At 73.0% G+C, this 16,886-nt stretch carries 18 protein-coding genes; 8 read left to right on the forward strand and 10 right to left on the reverse strand.

Going from position 1 to position 16,886, the window contains the following annotated elements; genetic code table 11:
* Positions 1-170 precede the first annotated feature (170 nt).
* The 3 genes from Q0818_RS08735 to Q0818_RS08745 are packed head-to-tail and all read left to right on the forward strand — an operon-like array spanning position 171 to position 3,074.
* Positions 171-1,265 (forward strand): type III polyketide synthase, encoded by a 1,095-nt coding sequence (locus Q0818_RS08735; RefSeq protein ID WP_298873633.1) that lies wholly within the window; start codon positions 171-173, stop codon positions 1,263-1,265.
* Positions 1,262-1,972, forward strand: coding sequence for a methyltransferase domain-containing protein (locus tag Q0818_RS08740; RefSeq protein WP_298873635.1), 711 nt, complete (start codon positions 1,262-1,264; stop codon positions 1,970-1,972). The genes Q0818_RS08735 and Q0818_RS08740 overlap by 4 nt, the downstream gene beginning before the upstream one ends.
* Entirely contained in the window at positions 1,965-3,074 is a 1,110-nt protein-coding gene (locus Q0818_RS08745; RefSeq protein WP_298873637.1) for an NAD(P)/FAD-dependent oxidoreductase, read from the forward strand. Before Q0818_RS08740 ends, Q0818_RS08745 begins: the two co-directional genes overlap by 8 nt.
* Positions 3,075-3,417: 343 nt before the next feature.
* On the opposite strand, the gene Q0818_RS08750 is transcribed toward Q0818_RS08745, so the two are convergent.
* The gene (locus Q0818_RS08750; protein WP_298874229.1) at positions 3,418-4,242 is read right to left on the reverse strand and encodes a UbiA family prenyltransferase; all 825 of its coding nucleotides are present in this window, start codon (positions 4,240-4,242) and stop codon (positions 3,418-3,420) included.
* Between the two features lie 245 nt (positions 4,243-4,487).
* Between Q0818_RS08750 and Q0818_RS08755 the strand changes: the two genes are divergently transcribed.
* Complete coding sequence (locus Q0818_RS08755; protein WP_298873638.1) at positions 4,488-4,943, forward strand: Hsp20/alpha crystallin family protein; 456 nt, start codon at positions 4,488-4,490, stop codon at positions 4,941-4,943.
* An 87-nt stretch (positions 4,944-5,030) separates the two neighbouring features.
* Here Q0818_RS08755 and Q0818_RS08760 read toward each other — a convergent pair whose 3' ends face one another.
* Positions 5,031-5,390: a sugar ABC transporter ATPase gene (locus Q0818_RS08760; RefSeq protein ID WP_298873640.1), complete on the reverse strand. Its 360-nt coding sequence runs from the start codon at positions 5,388-5,390 to the stop codon at positions 5,031-5,033.
* A gap of 205 nt (positions 5,391-5,595) precedes the next feature.
* Between Q0818_RS08760 and Q0818_RS08765 the strand changes: the two genes are divergently transcribed.
* On the forward strand, positions 5,596-6,804 hold the full coding sequence (locus tag Q0818_RS08765; RefSeq protein WP_298873642.1) for an FAD-dependent oxidoreductase: 1,209 nt from the start codon (positions 5,596-5,598) through the stop codon (positions 6,802-6,804).
* Positions 6,805-7,045: 241 nt separating this feature from the next.
* The gene (locus Q0818_RS08770) at positions 7,046-7,498 is read left to right on the forward strand and encodes an SRPBCC family protein (protein WP_298873644.1); all 453 of its coding nucleotides are present in this window, start codon (positions 7,046-7,048) and stop codon (positions 7,496-7,498) included.
* A 65-nt stretch (positions 7,499-7,563) separates the two neighbouring features.
* Here the strand turns inward: Q0818_RS08770 and Q0818_RS08775 are convergent, their stop codons facing one another.
* Positions 7,564-8,556, reverse strand: coding sequence for an aldo/keto reductase (locus Q0818_RS08775; protein WP_298873646.1), 993 nt, complete (start codon positions 8,554-8,556; stop codon positions 7,564-7,566).
* A gap of 151 nt (positions 8,557-8,707) precedes the next feature.
* Here Q0818_RS08775 and Q0818_RS08780 point away from each other — a divergent pair, with 151 nt between their 5' ends.
* Complete coding sequence (locus Q0818_RS08780; RefSeq protein WP_298873648.1) at positions 8,708-9,157, forward strand: hypothetical protein; 450 nt, start codon at positions 8,708-8,710, stop codon at positions 9,155-9,157.
* Between the two features lie 99 nt (positions 9,158-9,256).
* Here the strand turns inward: Q0818_RS08780 and Q0818_RS08785 are convergent, their stop codons facing one another.
* From Q0818_RS08785 to Q0818_RS08810, 6 genes are all read right to left on the reverse strand, one after another.
* Positions 9,257-10,585 (reverse strand): serine hydrolase, encoded by a 1,329-nt coding sequence (locus tag Q0818_RS08785; protein ID WP_298873650.1) that lies wholly within the window; start codon positions 10,583-10,585, stop codon positions 9,257-9,259.
* 159 nt (positions 10,586-10,744) lie between these two features.
* Entirely contained in the window at positions 10,745-12,148 is a 1,404-nt protein-coding gene (locus tag Q0818_RS08790) for a PepSY domain-containing protein (protein ID WP_298874231.1), read from the reverse strand.
* A gap of 62 nt (positions 12,149-12,210) precedes the next feature.
* Positions 12,211-13,434: a Dyp-type peroxidase gene (locus Q0818_RS08795; RefSeq protein WP_298873652.1), complete on the reverse strand. Its 1,224-nt coding sequence runs from the start codon at positions 13,432-13,434 to the stop codon at positions 12,211-12,213.
* A complete protein-coding gene (locus tag Q0818_RS08800; protein ID WP_298873654.1) occupies positions 13,434-13,958 on the reverse strand; it encodes a copper chaperone PCu(A)C in 525 nt (174 codons plus the stop codon). The genes Q0818_RS08795 and Q0818_RS08800 overlap by 1 nt, the downstream gene beginning before the upstream one ends.
* A 10-nt stretch (positions 13,959-13,968) precedes the next feature.
* The gene (locus Q0818_RS08805) at positions 13,969-14,523 is read right to left on the reverse strand and encodes a copper resistance CopC family protein (protein WP_298873656.1); all 555 of its coding nucleotides are present in this window, start codon (positions 14,521-14,523) and stop codon (positions 13,969-13,971) included.
* Positions 14,524-14,777: 254 nt separating this feature from the next.
* On the reverse strand, positions 14,778-15,380 hold the full coding sequence (locus tag Q0818_RS08810; protein WP_298873659.1) for a hypothetical protein: 603 nt from the start codon (positions 15,378-15,380) through the stop codon (positions 14,778-14,780).
* A gap of 118 nt (positions 15,381-15,498) precedes the next feature.
* Between Q0818_RS08810 and Q0818_RS08815 the strand changes: the two genes are divergently transcribed.
* On the forward strand, positions 15,499-16,521 hold the full coding sequence (locus Q0818_RS08815) for a DUF1731 domain-containing protein (protein WP_298873661.1): 1,023 nt from the start codon (positions 15,499-15,501) through the stop codon (positions 16,519-16,521).
* 104 nt (positions 16,522-16,625) lie between these two features.
* Here Q0818_RS08815 and Q0818_RS08820 read toward each other — a convergent pair whose 3' ends face one another.
* Positions 16,626-16,784: a hypothetical protein gene (locus tag Q0818_RS08820; RefSeq protein WP_298873663.1), complete on the reverse strand. Its 159-nt coding sequence runs from the start codon at positions 16,782-16,784 to the stop codon at positions 16,626-16,628.
* Positions 16,785-16,886: the final 102 nt, after the last annotated feature.

Below are 16,886 nucleotides of genomic sequence, written 5' to 3' on the forward strand. Positions count from 1 at the left end.
CAACCGCACACAGGTCCCTGAGCCCGCCGAAGGGACCGGGACGCGCGCGATCGGTGGCTTCAACGGCTCAACCACCTCTCGAGCACGATCCGGCCCCCGGCACCCTAGATGCCGCGCGACACCCGCACCATCCCCGCGCCGGGGCCGCCGAAGCGTGTCTACAGTGAGACATGACCGCCCGAATCGTGTCGATCGGCACGGCGCTGCCCGACACCCGCGTGACCCAGTCGACGTTGCGCGACCTGTTCGCCGCGCAACCGGGCTTCGACCGCAAGGCCCAGCGTCTGGTCGGGGCCGCGTTCGACGCCGCGGCCATCGACACCCGTCACGTCGTGCTGCCGCAGCTCGCGGGCACCGCCGTCGACGGCCTCCCCGTGCGCGACGGCGACACGCTGCTCATGCCGCCGACGGGGGCCCGCAACGACGAATACCGCCGCACCGCGCCGGGACTCTTCGCGGCGGCCTCGCGCGCGGCGATCGAGGGATCCGGGTACTCCGCAGATGCCGTGACGCACGTCGTCACCGTGTCGTGCACGGGCATGTTCGCCCCCGGTCCCGACTACCACCTCGTGCGAGACCTCGGACTCTCCCCCACCGTCGAGCGCTACCACCTCGGATTCATCGGCTGCGCGGCAGCGATCCCGGCGCTGCGCCTCGCGGCGCGGATCGTCGGGAACGACCCCGCCGCGGTCGTGCTCGTGGCCTGCACCGAGTTGTGCTCGCTGCACTGGCAGACCTCGTCGCACCCCGATCAGATCGTCGCCGCCTCGGTGTTCGCCGACGGCGCGGGCGCCGCGGTCGTGGCATCCGGGGATCCCTCGCGAGAGGGCCTCGACCTCGACGGCTTCGCCACCCACGTGACCGACGACGGCGAGAAGGACATGGCGTGGACCGTCGGCGACTCGGGCTTCGAGATGACGTTGACGCCCGAGGTGCCGCGCATCATCGGGCGCGAGATATCCGCGATCGCCGCCGACGTGCTCGGCGACCTGGCCGACGTCGACGCGTGGGCGGTGCATCCGGGCGGGCGGAGCATCCTCGACCGCGTCGAGAGCGCCCTCGGGCTGGATGCCGAGGCCCTGGCGCCCTCGCGGGAGGTGCTGCGCCGGCATGGCAATATGTCGAGCGCCACGCTGCTGTTCATCCTGCGCGACCTGCTCGCCGACCCCGCTCTGAAGGACGGGGACAGCGTCGCGGCGATGGCCTTCGGACCGGGGCTCACCGTGGAGGCCGCGACCCTCACCGCGCGCCGCGCGTCGGCGTGAGCGGGTTCACCGGACTCGCGCGGCGCGACACCGCGCTGACCGAGCTCATGGACGACCCCGACTGCGACCCGCGGGCGTTGGCCGCCACCTACCGCCGGTTCGATGTGGTGAACCGCCTCGTGTCGGCCTGGGGGCACGTGTACCGCACGCGGGTGCGGCCCGAGCTGAACGCGCTCGGGCGACCCGCGCGCGTACTCGACCTCGGCTCGGGCGGTGGCGACGTCGTCGCGCGCCTCGCGGCGCTCGCGAGGCGCGACGGCCTCGAGGTGGAGTGGGTGGGCGCCGATCCCGACCCCCGCGCGCACGAGGCCGCACGACGGCGGGAGCGCCCCGGCGTGCGCTTCGTGTCGCGGGGATCGCGGGAGCTGATCGAGGCGGGCGAGACGTTCGACCTCGTGCTGTCGAACCACGTGCTGCATCACCTCGACGAGCCGTCGCTCGCAGCCTTCGCCGACGACAGCCTCGCCCTCTCGCGCGGAGCGGTGCTGCACGCCGACATCGCGCGCGGGCGACTCGCCTACGGCCTCTACGCCGTGGGCATCGCTCCGCTCTCGGCCGGCACGTTCCTGCGGGTCGACGGGCTCCGCTCGATCCGCCGCAGCTATCGCGCCGCGGAACTGGCCGCCGCCCTGGGCACGCCCTGGGTCGTCGAGACCCCGGCACCGTTCCGCGTGCTCGCCACGGCGAGGGGGCGCGCGCGTGACTGAGGTCCTCGTCGTGGGCGCGGGGCCCGTGGGTCTCGCCCTCGCCGCCGACCTGCGCGCCCGCGGTGTCGCCGTCGACGTCGTCGAGCGACGCGTCGACCCCGGCGCGGGCACCCGGGCGATCGGCATCCATTCCCCGGCTCTGGAGCTGCTCGAGGCGTCGGGGGCGACGGACGGCATCCGCGAACGCGCGGTGCGCATCGCCCGCGGGGAGGCGCGAGCGGACGGGCGCGTCCTGGCCGAGATCCGCTTCGACCGGCTGCGGGCCCGGCATCCGTACGTGGCGGCCCTGCCGCAGTCCGACACGATCGAGGTGCTCACCGCGCTCGCCCCACCGGTGCGGCGGGGAGTGGGCGTGACGTCGCTGCGACAGGAGCGCGACGGCGTCCGCGCGCAGCTCGACGACGGGAACGAGATCGGCGCCGGGGTGGTCGTGGTCGCCACCGGCTGGTCGGGGCGCGACCTCGTCTACCGATCCGGAGCCGTGCGCACGCACCACTACCCCGACCGGTACGTCATGGCCGACGTCGTGGCATCCGGGGGTCCGATCGCGCGCGTGCACCTCGAGCGCGACGGGGTGGTCGAGTCGTTCCCGCTGCCGGACGGTCGGCGCCGGCTCGTCGCCTGGGCGGGCACGGGCGAGGTGACGGATGCCGACGGCTTCCTCCGCGACGCCGTCGCCGCCCGCACCGGGGTCGAGGCCGAGATCGCGGGCGCGTCGACGTTCGGGGTGCGGCGGGCCGTGGCCCCGGCACTGCGGCGCGGACGGATCGTCGTCGTGGGCGACGCGGCGCACGAGGTGAGCCCGATCGGCGGTCAGGGCATGAACCTCGGCCTGCTCGATGCGCTCACGGTGGCGCCCCTGCTCGCACCCTGGGTGCGCCACGGCGACGACACGGGCCTCACCCGGTGGGAACGCGACCGCCTGGCGTCGGCGCGGCATGCGGCGCGCCTGGCCTTCCTGAACACGATGCTCGGTCGCGCGGCCGCCCCTGCCGTGCACGCGGCGCGCACGACGGCGCTGCGCACGGTGCTGCGCGGGCCGGGCGGCGCGGCGTTCACGCGGGCGTACGCGATGCGGTTCGACCGGGCCGCGCGGGGCTGACGGCGCCGGGCGCGTGCCGGGGCGCGTGCGCGTGCACGACCGCGGGCGCGATGGGCGACACGCCGACGCGGAGGCCGCCTCGCGCGGCGTGTCGGCGCCGACTCCGCCGTTGTGCACACCGGGCGGGGCCAGAGTGGGCGGGGTGGGCAGCACGCCGGGCGGCGATGGCGCGGGGTGTGCACAGCGGCGGATGCCGCGGGATGTGCACAGCGGCGGATGCCGCGGGCGACACGCCGACGCGGAGGCCGCCTCGCGCGGCGTGTCGGCGCCGACTCCGCCGTTGTGCACACCGGCCGGGGCCGGAGCGGGCGCGGCCGGGACGACTCCGCGGACGGCGGGGACGTCAGGTGGTGACGAGCTGGGCGGCCAGCAGCAGGGCCGCGAGCATCGTGAGCTGGAACACCGCGCGGCCCGGAGGGCGCACCATCACCGCGACGACGGCGGTGGCCGCGACGGTCAGCACGGCCACGAAGAACACGGTGCCGACGGTGGTGGCATCCGTCCCGAAGAGCACCGCGACGGCGCCGACCGTGATCCCCACCGCGGCGAGCACCACCGAGGCGCGCGCGCCGAGCCGGTGCGGCAGGCCCCGCACGCCCGTCCGACGATCGTCGTCGAGGTCGCGCACGACGTTGGTGAGGTGCACGGCGGCGCCGAGGGCGGCGCCGGCGAACGAGGCCCAGGGAGCGGCGAGCTCCGGATCGGGCAGCGAGAGCGTCGCGAACGAGGGGAACAGCCCGAAGCTCAGCAGGAAGGGGGCGATCGAGAACGGCGTCGACTTGAGCCCGGCGTTGTAGGCCCAGGCCGAGGCGAGGGCGATCGCGTGGGCGGCGAGCAGTCCCGGCCCGAGCGGCAGCGAGAGGACGATCGCCACGACGAGGGATGCCACGGCCACCGCGAGCGCGCGCTCCGGGGTCACCGCTCCCCCGGCGATGGGCTTGTCGGTGCGGCCGACCGCCGCGTCGCGGGCGCCGTCGATCGCGTCGTTGGAGAGTCCGACCGACACCTGACCGGCGAACACGGCCACGACCAGCAGAGCGAGACGCGCGGGCTCCACGCCGGCCGCGATGCCCAGCGCGAGAGACAGGGCCGTGACCACGAGCGTGGGCCCGGGATGGGTCGCCCCCCACAGCGCCTTCACGAGGGGCGGCTTCGCCGCGGCATCCATCACCCGGACGACGCTACCCGGCGCGGGACGCCCGCGGCGTCTCCGGCATGTCGCGTGGGAGATCCGTCGAGTGTCCACGGCACGCCGTGCGCCGCGACGGGCGGACGGCGTGGTCTGGACACTCGGTCGAGGAGGCTTGGCACTCTCGGGTGGAGAGTGCTAATCTTCTGCCGAGTTGAGCGGAGGTGACTCAACTTCAACAGACCCGGATGTGTCATCCGGACCGATCGAAAAGGAGAACGACCATGGCCACCTACGACCCCTTCCGCGACCTCGACCGCCTCGCGTCGACGCTCCTCGACGCCCGCCGCGGCGGTGGTCCGCGACGGATGCCGATGGACCTGTACCGCGACGGCGACCACTACGTGCTCGCGGCCGACCTGCCCGGTGTCGACCCCGGGTCGGTCGACATCGACGTCGACGGGCAGCTGCTGACGATCCGCGCCGAACGCACCCTCGGCTCCGGCGAGGGCGTGAAGTGGATCACCCGCGAACGCGAGACGGCATCCTTCGTCCGGCAGCTCAACCTGGGTCAGGGCATCGACACCGAGCGCATCAGTGCCAGCTATCGCAACGGCGTGCTGAGCGTCACGATCCCGGTCAGCGAGAAGGCGAAGCCGCGGCGCATCGCCGTCTCGACCGACGACGGCGAGGGCGTGATCGAGGCGCACGAGAGCACTCCGCAGCCGATCGAGCAGTAGGAGCCGCGGCCGAGCGGGCGCGATCGCCCGCCGTCCTGACAGCACGGTGCCCCGGCCGCCTCTGCGGCCGGGGCACCGTGCGTCGGTTCAGAGGTCTTCGGGGGCCAGATCGCCCTGGCCTTCCTCGCCCAGCTCGACGACGCCGGGATCCTCGCCCTGCGAATCGGTGCCGGTCGACTCCGGGTGGATGTCCTCGAGCGGGATGTCGCTGTCGTCGGCCGGGATCTCCGCCGGGTCGCCCCCGGTCGCGGTCGCCGGGTTGATGTCCTCGGGGTCGGCCCCCTCGTCGAGGGCGGTCGTGGCATCCCACTCCGCCTGCGCCGGGTCGAGCGTCGGGTCGGGCTCGATGGACGTGTCGCCGTCGCGAAGGGGCTGCACACCCGCAATGCCCGCGTCGGCTGCCGGCGCGGTCGCGTCGGGGGTCGGGTCGATCGAAGCGTCGCTCATGAGGGGTCCTTCCGTCGGACGCGGGTGGCCGCCGGGATCGGCGGTGATCTCCATCCAACGCGGCCCCTCGCGGGCTCCCCGGGCCCTTGACAGGCGCCGCCGCGCGCTCCCGGCGACGCGGCAGCGGGTGCGAGGCCCCCTGTGCCACCGCGCGTCGCTGTCAAGGCGCTGGCATCCCGGCATCCGGCGGCGGAGCGTGGGGCACATGACCCCTTCTCCCTCCGCCGCCCCCGTGCGCGTCGTCGTCATCGGCGGCGGCAACGCCGGACTCTCCGTCGCGGGGCGGCTGCATCGCGCCCGCGTCGGCGAGATCACCGTGATCGAGCCTCGCGAGCAGCACGTGTTCGCTCCGCTGCAGTCGCACATCGCGGGAGGGGCCGCGCGCGCGTCCGAGGCGATCCGGCCTCAGGCCGACGTCATCCCTCCGGGGGTGCGGTGGCTGCGCGACGAGGCGTTCACCGTGGATGCCGCGACCCGGCGCGTGCACCTCGTCTCGGGCGGACGCATCGACTACGACCAGCTCGTCGTCTGCGCCGGGATGCGCATGGCGTGGGAACAGATCCCGGGCCTGCCCGAGGCCATGGCCGCCCCCGAGGGCGTGTCGAACTACGACTACGACCTCGCCGCGAAAGCCTCGCCCGTGCTGCGCGACCTGCGCCGCGGCACCGTCGTGTTCACCCAACCGCCGGAGCCCGCCTCGTGCGGCGCCGCGGCGCAGAAGCCGATGTACCTCGCGTGCGACTGGTGGCGCGCGATCGGCGTGCGCGACGACATCCGCGTCGTGTTCGTCTGCCCCGACCCGGTGCCCTTCGGCATCCCGGCGATCGATCGCGAACTGCGGCGCAAGCTCGACGAGTACGGCATCGAGGTTCGCTACCAGCGCGAACTCACGAGCGTGGATGCCGGCTCCCGCACGCTCGAGATCGGCCACGGCGACACCCGCGAGACGCTCGCGTACGACGTGCTGCACGCGGTTCCGCCGCAGCGGGCGCCGGAGTGGATCGCCGGCAGCGGGCTGTCGGCATCCGATGATCCGCACGGGTTCGTCGACGTCGACCCCGAGACCCTGCAGCACGTCCGACACCCCGAGATCTGGGCCGTCGGTGACGCAGCGACGGTCGCGACGCGGCGCTCGGGCGGGGCCATCCGACAGCAGGCGAAGACGTTGGTGAAGAACATCACGGCGGCGCTGAACGGCCGCACTCCGTCCGCACGGTACGACGGCTACAGTGTCGTGCCGTTCACGGTCTCGCGCGGCACGGTGGTGTTCGCGGAGTTCGACCGGCGAGGACGGCTGCAGCCGAGCGTCCCGTTCTGGCGGTCGCTGTATCGCGAGCGCCGCCTGTCGTGGATCGCGGACCGCCGCGTGCTGCCGTGGGTGTACTGGCACCTGATCCTGCGCGGCCGCGCCTGAGACCTGGAGACGTCGACAGGCTCGGCCTCCTCCCGCCCCAGGTTCCTGAGCGCGTCGAAGGGACCGGCACCGCTACCTGAACCGGAGACTTCGACAGGCTCAGCCTCCTCGCGATCGCATCATGGACGCGCTCTGCGCCTATAGGGCACGAACGCCGATCCCTCAACCCCGGGGGCGGGCGGTCGGCATCCCGCGAAGACTGAGGACAGCCCCGGAAACCACACGAAAGAGGACATGCACCATGGCACAGGTCATCGAAACCATCGACGTCGACGTTCCCGTCCGCGTCGCCTACAACCAGTGGACCCAGTTCGAGGAGTTCCCGCACTTCATGAGCTTCGTGGAGTCCATCACGCAGAAGAGCGACACGCTCACGCACTGGAAGGTGAAGATCGGCGGAGCCGAGCGCGAGTTCGACGCCGAGATCACCGAGCAGCACCCCGACGAGCGCGTCGCGTGGAACAGCGTCGGCGGCGACGAGAACCACGCGGGTGTCGTGACCTTCCACCGACTGTCGGATGCCGAGACGCGCGTGACCGTGCAGATCGACTGGGAGCCGACCGGTGTCCTCGAGAAGCTCGGCGCGGTCTTCGGCGCCGACGACCACTCGGTGAAGAAGGACCTCGCCAACTTCAAGGAGTACATCGAGTCGCGCGGTGCCGAGTCCGGCGCCTGGCGCGGCGACGTCAGCTGACGTCTTACCCTCCACGAAAGCCGGGCCCGCCTCCACAGGCGGGCCCGGCTTTCGTCATGACGAGGTCACCACTGCGGGTGGATCTCCGCGCGCAGACGACGGTCGTAGACGTCGCGCACCAGCGCGTCGAAGGCCTCGAGGTCGAAACCACCGTCGAGCAGGTCGCCCGCGGCCGCATTGGCGCTCGCCTGCTGCACCGAACGCGCCCCCGGGATGACCGCCGTGACGCCGGGGCGCGACGCGATCCACGCGAGCGTCGCCGCCGGCAGGGTCACGCCCTCGGGCAGCGATGCCTTGAGCTCGTCGGCGGCGGCGACACCCTCGTCGAACGGCACGCCCGAGAACGTCTCGCCCTTGTCGAAGGCCTCGCCGTTGCGGTTGTAGCTGCGGTGGTCGTTCTCGGCGAAGGTCGTGTCGGCTGTGTACTTTCCCGACAGCAGGCCGCTGGCCAGCGGAACGCGTGCGAAGACCGCGACGTTCTTCTCGACCGCGAGGGGCAGAACCTCGTCGAGGGGCTTGAGGCGGAACGGATTGAAGATGATCTGCAGGTTGGTCAGGTTCGGCCGCCGCAGCGCCGACAGGGCCTGGTCCATCGTCTCGACGGACGCCCCGTAGGCGGCGATCACGCCCTCCGAGACCAGCTGGTCGAGGGAGTCCCACGTGGCGTCGTCGTCGATGACCGCAGACGGCGGGCAGTGCAGCTGTACGAGGTCGAGGGTCTCGGTGTCGAGCAGTCGCCGGGAGCGGTCGAGCCAGCCGCGGAAGTTCTCCATCACGTAGTTCTCGGGCACCTGGTCTTCGCGGCGACCCATCTTGGTCGCGACGGTGATGCCGGCATCCGCTCGGCTCTTCAGGAACGCCCCGATGATCTGCTCGGACCGGCCGTCGCCGTAGACGTCGGCGGTGTCGAAGAGGGTGACGCCGGAATCGGCCGAGGCCTCGAGCACGGCGCGGGCGTCGTCTTCGCTGACATCACCCCAATCGGCGCCGAGCTGCCAGGTGCCGAGGCCGATGGCCGAGACCTCGCGGCCGGTACGGGAGAGGGGACGCTGCTGCATTGCGGTTCCTTTCGAAGCTGCATCGAGCCTATCCAGCCCCTCCGACACCGGGGCCGAACGAGACCGGATGCCGCGGACCGGCGTCGCGCAACCCCGCCCCCGCCCGCCGGGCGGCGACCTAGCGTGGCGTCACACCCACGGAAGGATCAGCATGGACACCCCCGCCGAGCGGCTCCCCGGAGCCGACGAAGAGAACCTCGTCCCCGAGTCCGACGGTCTCGCCGCCGACATCCCCGCCGGTGCCGCAGGGGCCGACTCCGGCGCCGTCGGAGCCGCGCGGATCGATCCCGACGACGAAGCGCGCATGCAGAACATCTCGAGCCAGAACGACCTGCCCGGCGTCGGCACCCGCGCCGCCGACGGCCTCACCGAGCGGGACTCGAGCGAGGGCGGGTCGACCTCGCGCCACACCGAGGACACGCAGGGCACCGATCACCACGCGACGGAGAGGACCCCCGCCTCTCCCCCGCGCGACGCCGACGGCGGCGAGGCGCACGTGGACGCCGACGACCCGATCGCGGCGTTCCAACCGGGCGTCGGCCGCGACTCGGCGGCATCCAGCAAGATCGCCCAGCGACTGCCCGACCCCGACGACGCCTGACCGCCCCGCGCGGGAGGTTCCGCCGCCGGCGCCTCCCGCGCCCGGTCCCATCGACGGGCTCGGGAACCTCCCTCCTCGCCGGAGGTCGAGCCCGTGCCGTCAGTGCGCCAGACGCAGCGCGTCCTCGGCGAGGTGGAAGAAGCCGGACATCGCCTCCGACACCGCCGCGACGTCGGTGTCGGCCATCATCAGCACCACCGTCGCCTCCCCCGTCTCATCGCGCACGAACCAGCTGCCGGTGAGCACGCCGCGGCTCGATCCGCCCTTGAACGCCACGTACGGCCACGTTCCGACGTCGAGTCCCTGCCCCGGGTTCTCGCTCAGGATGCCGAGCACCTCGGCATCCTGCGTCTGCTGCAGCGCGCGATGCACGGCGGCGACGTCGGCGGCCGAGGCGAACCAGTCGAAACCGTCCTGCCACTCGGGCGTGACGACCTTCTCGCCCTCGACGGCGAGCGGGGCCGCGTCGATGCGGTCGAGGAGCGCGCGCTTGCCCGCCTCGTCGGCCGCCTCCCACTCGGCGCGCACGGCGGGGTCACCCCAGCCGAGGGTGAACAGCTCCTTGGTCGAGACGAAGGGCCGCAGCGCGGCGGGATCGGAATGACCGCTTCGCGCCACCGCCGCCTCGACGCGCTCGCGTCCGAGCCGGGCGATCAGGAGGTCGGTCGCGGTGTTGTCGCTGATGCGGATCATCGCCGAGGCCGCCTCGCGCACCGACACCTCGGTGCCGGTGGGAGCATCCTGCAGCTCGCCCGAGGGGAGGCTGCGGTCGTCGTCGTCGAGCACGAGCGTGTCGTCCCACGACAGGTCGCCGGATGCCACGGCATCCGCCACCGCCAGGAGCACGTACAGCTTGAACACCGATGCCAGGGGCGCGGAGCGTTCGGCGTCGATCGACACGACCGTCTCGTCGCCGCGCTGCACGAGCGCGCTCACCTGGCCGGGCAGCGCGCGAAGCCGCTGCTCCACCTCGTCGAGCGAGGTCGAGGGTTCCCACGCGGGGGCGACCGGACCCAGCAGCATCGTGGTGACGCGCCCCGCGGAGTCGATCGCGAGCGTGAGGTCGAACGGGTCGCCGAGGGCACCGGCGAGCGTGGCACGGGCCTGCGTCTCGGTCCCGGTGTAGGCGGTCACGGTGAAGGGCGCCGCCGGACGGATCTGCCGGTTCACCATCTCGGCGACCTGCTCGGCCGGCACCTGCTTCTGGAAGTTCTCGTCCAGCACGCGGGCCCACGCGCCGGGGGTGGTGTCGTCCTCGGCCTCGAACACGTCGATGATCCACGTCATGCGCTCTCCCACCGGGGTGGCGGGGATGTCGACGGATGCCGCGGGACTCCCGCTCGGAGCGGGTTTCGCGCTCGCGCACGCGGTGAGGGCGGCGACGGCGACGAGGGAGACGAGGGCGGTGAGGCGACGGGCGAGAGTCACGGGGGTCCTTCCGGCGGGGTCCTCCCACGCTACGAGCACGCGGCGTCGTCCGCCTCCCTCTCACGGCGGAGGTGCGCGGAGCGGCCACGGCGCCGACAGAGGCGGCCCCCGCGGACGGCCGCCGGTGAGGCGTGTCCGCGGGATGCCGCCCCGGGGCGCTCAGCGCGACGCGGTGCCGCGCGACCCCGCGGCCGTGGCGCGGCGCGCGCGCCAGCCGAGCAGGAGGTCGATCACCACGAACGCCGCGAGGGTGTAGCCCACGAGCGGCAGGAACAGCCCGATCGCGATCGCGACGACGAGGACCGCCGCGATCCCCCACCACGGCGCGCGACCGAGCACCCCGCGCGCGGGGGCGGTCGCGAGGCCGCGGGTCGGCCGCCGCTTCCACCACATCGCGTATCCCAGCACCACCAGGGCCGCGATGCCGAGAGCGAGCGCGAACAGCACGAGCTGGTTCGCGAGGCCGAACATCGTCCCCATGTGCAGGTCGATCCCCCAGCGCGACAGCTTCGCCAGCAGCGGGAAGTCGGCGAAGTCGATCCGGTCGGTCACCTGCATGCTCGATCCGTCGATCGCGACGGCATCCACCTCGGTCGGGAAGCTGCGGTGGATCTCCTGCACCACCCACGCCTTCCCCGCGGCGGCCGGGGGTTTGATCTCGACGTCTCCGCTGTTGACGTTGATGCGCTGCGCGATCGCGAGGACCGCGTCGAAGGTCGCGGGGTTGGCCGCACCCGTCGGCGACGACGCCGCGCCGCCGTGTCCGGCATGTCCGGCGTGCTCACCGCCCGCGGCCGCCGCGCCGTCGAGCGAGGTCGTCAGCGCGGGAGTGCCCTCTCCGACGGCGGCGCGCAGGTCGGACACGTGGGCTCCCGCGAACGTCGACCAGGTGATGCCCGTCGCCGAGAGGAACACCGCGCCGAGGACGACCCAGATCCCGACCGAGGTGTGCCATCCCGACAGCCGTCGGTACCCGGTGTGACGGCGGTTGGGGCGCAGCAGGTCGCGGCGTCCCCGGCGCGAGCGCACGAAGCGTCCGAGCCACAGCCCGAGTCCCGCGAGAGCGACGATCCCGAGCCAGGATGCCGCGAGCTCGCTGTACCAGCGGCCCGCATCGCCCAGGTGCAACGAACGGTGCAGGTCGCTGATCCAGTGCCGCAGCGGCAGCGCTCCGCTCGTGCCGTAGACGGGGAGGTCGCCGCGGATCTCGGTCGTGGCGGGGTCGACGAAGATCGCCCGCGTCGTGCTTTCGGGCAGTGTCTCGTCGGCGAACATGACGCGCGTGGTCGCCCCGGCCTCGGGGGCGGGGCGCACGGCGACGGGCGTCGATCCGTCGCCGAGATACGCCTCGGCCGCTTCGACCTGCGCGGCCAACGGCACCCCGGCGGCATCCGAGGCCGCGGTCAGCTCGTGCGCGTAGACGACCTTCTCGAGCGTCGGGGTGACGGCGTAGAGCGCTCCGCTCACCGCCGCAACGAGGATGAACGGTCCCACGAGGAGACCTGCGAAGAAGTGCAGGCGCCGCAGCAGCGGGGTGAACCATCCGCCGCGGCCGGGACGCATGGCCGCACCCGGGCGGGGAGCCGGTGCCTCCGCCGCGGGCTCGGCGGGTTCGATGGTCGTGGTCACGACAGGATCCCCTCTCCGATGAAGCCGCCTTCGCGGCATCCCGGTGGCACCGCGAACACCGCCGATCCGATGGGGGTCGTCCACTCGTTGAGGAGATCGAGCTCGTCGAGTCTGCGTTGGATGGGCACGAACTGCCTTTCGATGTCTGCCTGGAACGACACGAACAGCAGGCCCGCGTCGCTAACCGCGCCGGCGGGCGGCGTCTGGTCGTAGTTGTAGCCGCGGCGGAAGATCCGCTGCGTGGGGTCATCCGGACGCGAGCGCCGCAGGTGCGAGAACTCGGCGATGACGGGGAAGCCGATGGCATCCGTCGCGTCGAAGTCGGGTTCGTCGAACTCGTCGGTGCCGGTGAGAGGGGCGCCCGTGGACTGGAACCTCCCGACGGCCTGATCGCGGCCGGGGCGGTCGAGGTGGTCCCACTTGTCGAGGTCCATGGCGATGCGCCGCACCACCATCCCGGTTCCCCCGGCGAGCCAGCCCTCCCGCGCCCAGACGATGTCGTCGAAGGCGGTTGTCCCGGGCACCGGGTTGGCGGTGCCGTCGACCTGGCCGAAGAGATTGCGCATCGTCGTCCCGGGGCGCTCGGTGCCGTGCGCCCGACGGAAGCCCTGCTGCACCCACCGCACGGCGGCGAACGCCCGCGCGTCCTTGAGCAGCATGCGCGCCGCGTGCGCGACGGTCACGGGGTCGTCGGCCGCGACCTGCAGCAGCAGGTCGCCGTCGCCGTACTCCGGCCGGAGGCGGTCGATCCCGAACGCCGGGAGCGGCTGCAGCCACGCCGGGGCCGACGCTCCGGCGCGCGCGACGAAGGCCGGTCCGAACCCGAACGTCACCGTCAGTCGCGCGGGGGCGACGGCCAGCTCGGGTTCGGTGTCGGCCAGGGCGCCTCGCCCCTGGGTCAGCCGGGCGGCGTCGTCGGTGAGGGTGCGCATGAGCCGTCGCATCCCGTCGCGATCGACCTCGGCGAGAAGGTCCAACGCGATGAGCGAGACGTGCGCCTGCGCGTCGGTGTCCACGCCGGCCTGATGCATCCCGTAGAACGGCACGGTCGTCTCGCCGTTCAGCGGCGTCGACGCCCCGGGATCCTGCGCGCGGGCGGACACGGCCGCGTCGATCCCGATCGCCGCCGCCGCCCCGACGCCCGCGACCGCCCCGCCGAGCAGGAAGGTGCGTCTGGTCGCACCTCCGCTGTCGGCGGGGCTTCTGTCTCGGCGGGCCATCAGTGACCCATGTCCATGTCGCTCATGTCGCCGCCCTCGTAGTTCTCGTTCGCGCCCGAGAACTCCTTCACGGGAGCGGTGATCTCAGCCGTCGAGTCGTCGGCGAAGGTGAGCGTGATGGTCGTCTCCTCGCCGGCGCGCAGCGGCGAGGTGACGTCCATGAACATGAGGTGGTTGCCGCCGGGCGCGAGCTCGATCGATCCGCCCGCGGGGATGACGAAGCCGCCCTCGACCTCGCGCATCACCATCTGACCGGTCTCGTTCGGCACGGTCTCGTGCAGTTCCATCGCGGAGGTCGCCTCATCGGTCGCCGAGACGACCGTGAGATCGGTGTCGCCGTCATTGCGCAACTGGCCGAAGCCGGCGGTCATGCCGCTGTCGGCGGCCTTGACCCACACGTCGGTCGAGGTGAACGCGTCGGCCTGCGACGAGGCAGGGGTGGTGGATGCCGGGGCGGAGCAGCCCGCGAGGGCGAGAACGGCGGCGGCGGCGAGGGCGCTGAAGCGCAGGGTACGGAGGGTCATGAGCAGCCTTTCAGGACTGTGCGTCGCGCGCGGCGCGACGGCGGAGGAAGAAGAACACGATGAAGATCGCGAGGGCGACGGCCGCTCCCGCTGCGGCGACGACCACGACGCGGGGGATCCCGGCCGCATCGTCGACCACCGGATCGGATGCCGCCTCGGCGGCGGGGACCGCGGCGGCGCGCTCGAGGGGAGCGCCGTCGCCGACGGTGAAGGGCACGACGCCCGAGATGGGATGACCGTCGCTCGAGACGACGCGCCACCGCACCTCGTACCCCGCGGCGGGCAGCTCACCGCGCAACGGCACGGTGACCACCCCCGCGGAGAGGAGGGGGTCGGCGCCCGCCCAGTCGACGCCGTCGGCGTCGGCCACGACGACCTCGGCGCCCACGTCGAGCACGTCGGCCGAGAAGCTCAGGGAGATCTCATCGGGGGCGGATGCCAGACGCTCACCCTCGGCGGGTGTACTGGACAGGAGTTGATCGTGGGCGGATGCCGGGACGATCGACGCCAGAACGACGGCGACGGCCACGACGATCCCGCCCGCGAGGGCACGGAAACGGAACATGGGGCACTCTCCGGGTGCACGCGGCACCCGTACATCGGCGCCCGTGCGGAGGCACGGGGCCGCAGCCTCGCGAGCACGGCGGACGAACGGCACGCGCGGCGATGCGGGGAGGCATCGGCGTGGCGTCCGTGGCCGGCGCACGAGGGCACGGGAACGAGAAGACGTCCGGACGACGTCGAACGACCCCGCCCGGGCGCACGAGGCCCCGTCGGGATCGACCACCCCGTCGCCGACTCAGGCCGACGGGGCGGAACTCACGCGGTCCGTGCCGGTGGCCCGCGCCGCCTCGCGGATGCGACGATGAGCGCCGAGACGGGCCGCACGACGGCCACCACCTCGGCCGAGACGCGGCGCAGTGGCGCCGGTCCGAAGGTCGCCGCGATGATCCGGGCGCGCGCGCGGACCCAGGCGATCGAGCGCTGCGCGAGCTCGCGCAGGGCCGCGAGCGTGCGTTCCCCGCGGTGCAGGGCCACGGTGGTGACGAGGGCCGCGACGGCGTGCCACGCCCACATCCCGGCATCCGTCGTCATCACGTGCGGCATGGCGCTGCTGGTGACGGCGGCGGGCACGGCTCCGTGGACGTGCCCCTCGGCTCCCGACCGATAGCTGCCCAGCACGAAAAGGGTGTGGAACAGCACCTGGCTCACCGCGACCGCCAGGCCGAGCCGCAGCGCCGAGGTGCGGCGGCCGGCCAGCGCGGTGCATGCGACGAACGAGAGCGCGAGCGGCACGACGATGCCCAGGATGCCGGGAACCTCACCGCCGCCGGAGACGTGCGACAGCAGGGCGACGAAGGTCGCGACGGCAGCGGCGGCGGCACCCCGCGCGACGCGCGTGCCCCGGCCGTGTCGTCGCATGGCCTCCATTGTGTCAGTCACGGCGCACACGCCCGACCGGATCGTCGCGATGTCGAGCGACCGCGCGCCCCCGAGGACGACCGGCTCGCTACGATCGGCTGCGACGACAGGAGTCCCCGTGACCGATCACCCGCCGGCTGGGCACCCCCGCGCCGTCATCACCGGCGCGAGCGGATTCGTCGGGCGAGCGCTGACCCGCGCGTTCGCGCAGGACGGCTTCGACGTCGACACCGTCGGCCGATCCGGAACGGTCACCTGGGCCGATCCCGGCGGGATCGCGCGTCTCGTCGACGGCGCCGACGTACTGATCAACCTCGCCGGCAAGATCGTGTCGTGCCGGTACACCGACGCAAACCGCGACGAGATCCTGCGCTCCCGCGTCGACACCACGCGTGCTCTGCACGCCGCCGTCGCCGCGGCCGGGCGACCGCCGCGCGTGTGGATGAACGCCTCCACCGCCACGATCTACCGCCACGAGACCGAACGCGGCAACGACGAGACCGACGGCGTGATCGGCGAGGGGTTCTCGGTCGACGTGGCCACGAGCTGGGAGCGCGCGTTCTTCTCGGGCGACCTGCCCGCGACCCGGCGCGTGGCCCTGCGCATGGCCATCGTCCTCGGCGACGGTCCCGCCACCCGGATGCTGTTCGCTCTCGCGAAGCTCGGACTCGGCGGGCCGCAGATCGACAGCTGGTGGTTCCCGCACCGTCGCTACCGTGGGATCGGCGCCCGCCCCACCGGTCCCGTGTGGTCGTCGTGGCATCGCTCGCGCGGGTATCAGCGCTTCAGCTGGATCCACATCGACGACGTGGTGGCATCCGTCCGCTTCCTCCGCGACGACGAGGCGCTCTCGGGGCCCGTCAACCTCGTCGCTCCGGGCGTCAGCGACAACCGCACCCTCATGCGCGAACTGCGGCGGGTGGCCCGGATGCCGTTCGGCCTGCCGGCGTGGCGCTGGATGCTCGATCCGGCGATGGCCCTGCTGCGCAACGAACCCGAGCTGGTGCTCAAGAGCCGCTGGGCCGTCCCCCGGGCGCTCACCGAGGCGGGCTTCACGTTCGAGTTCTCCGAGCTGGGCAGCGCTCTCGACGATGTCGCCGCGTCGCGTCGGCCGCGGGCGCGCGACCTGTTCTCGGCCTGAGACGCGTGCGGCGGCTCGCAAACGCCGCAGAACGACGACGCCGCCCCGACGCGTCAGCCCGGGGGCGGTTCGCGTGGAGCGGCGTCGGCATGCGACCGGTGTGACTAGACCTGTCGACGGATGAAGCGCATGAGCGCGGCGATGATGCCGATGATCAGGATGATGATCCCGATCCACAGCAAGAACTTCACGGCCTCGACGAAGACGCCGAGGAACAGGAGCACGAGGCCCACGATGACGAGGATGATGGCGAGAGCTGGCATGTGTTCCACCCTGCACCTCCGGGTGGACTCGCGCCGCGGCCTTGACACGCGTCGGGCCGCGCCGCAGGAGCGTGTCAAGACGGTCGCGGCCGCGGCATCCGA

The sequence above is a fragment of the uncultured Microbacterium sp. genome (genome assembly GCF_947489255.1).
GTDB classification, from domain to species: domain Bacteria; phylum Actinomycetota; class Actinomycetes; order Actinomycetales; family Microbacteriaceae; genus Microbacterium; species Microbacterium phycohabitans.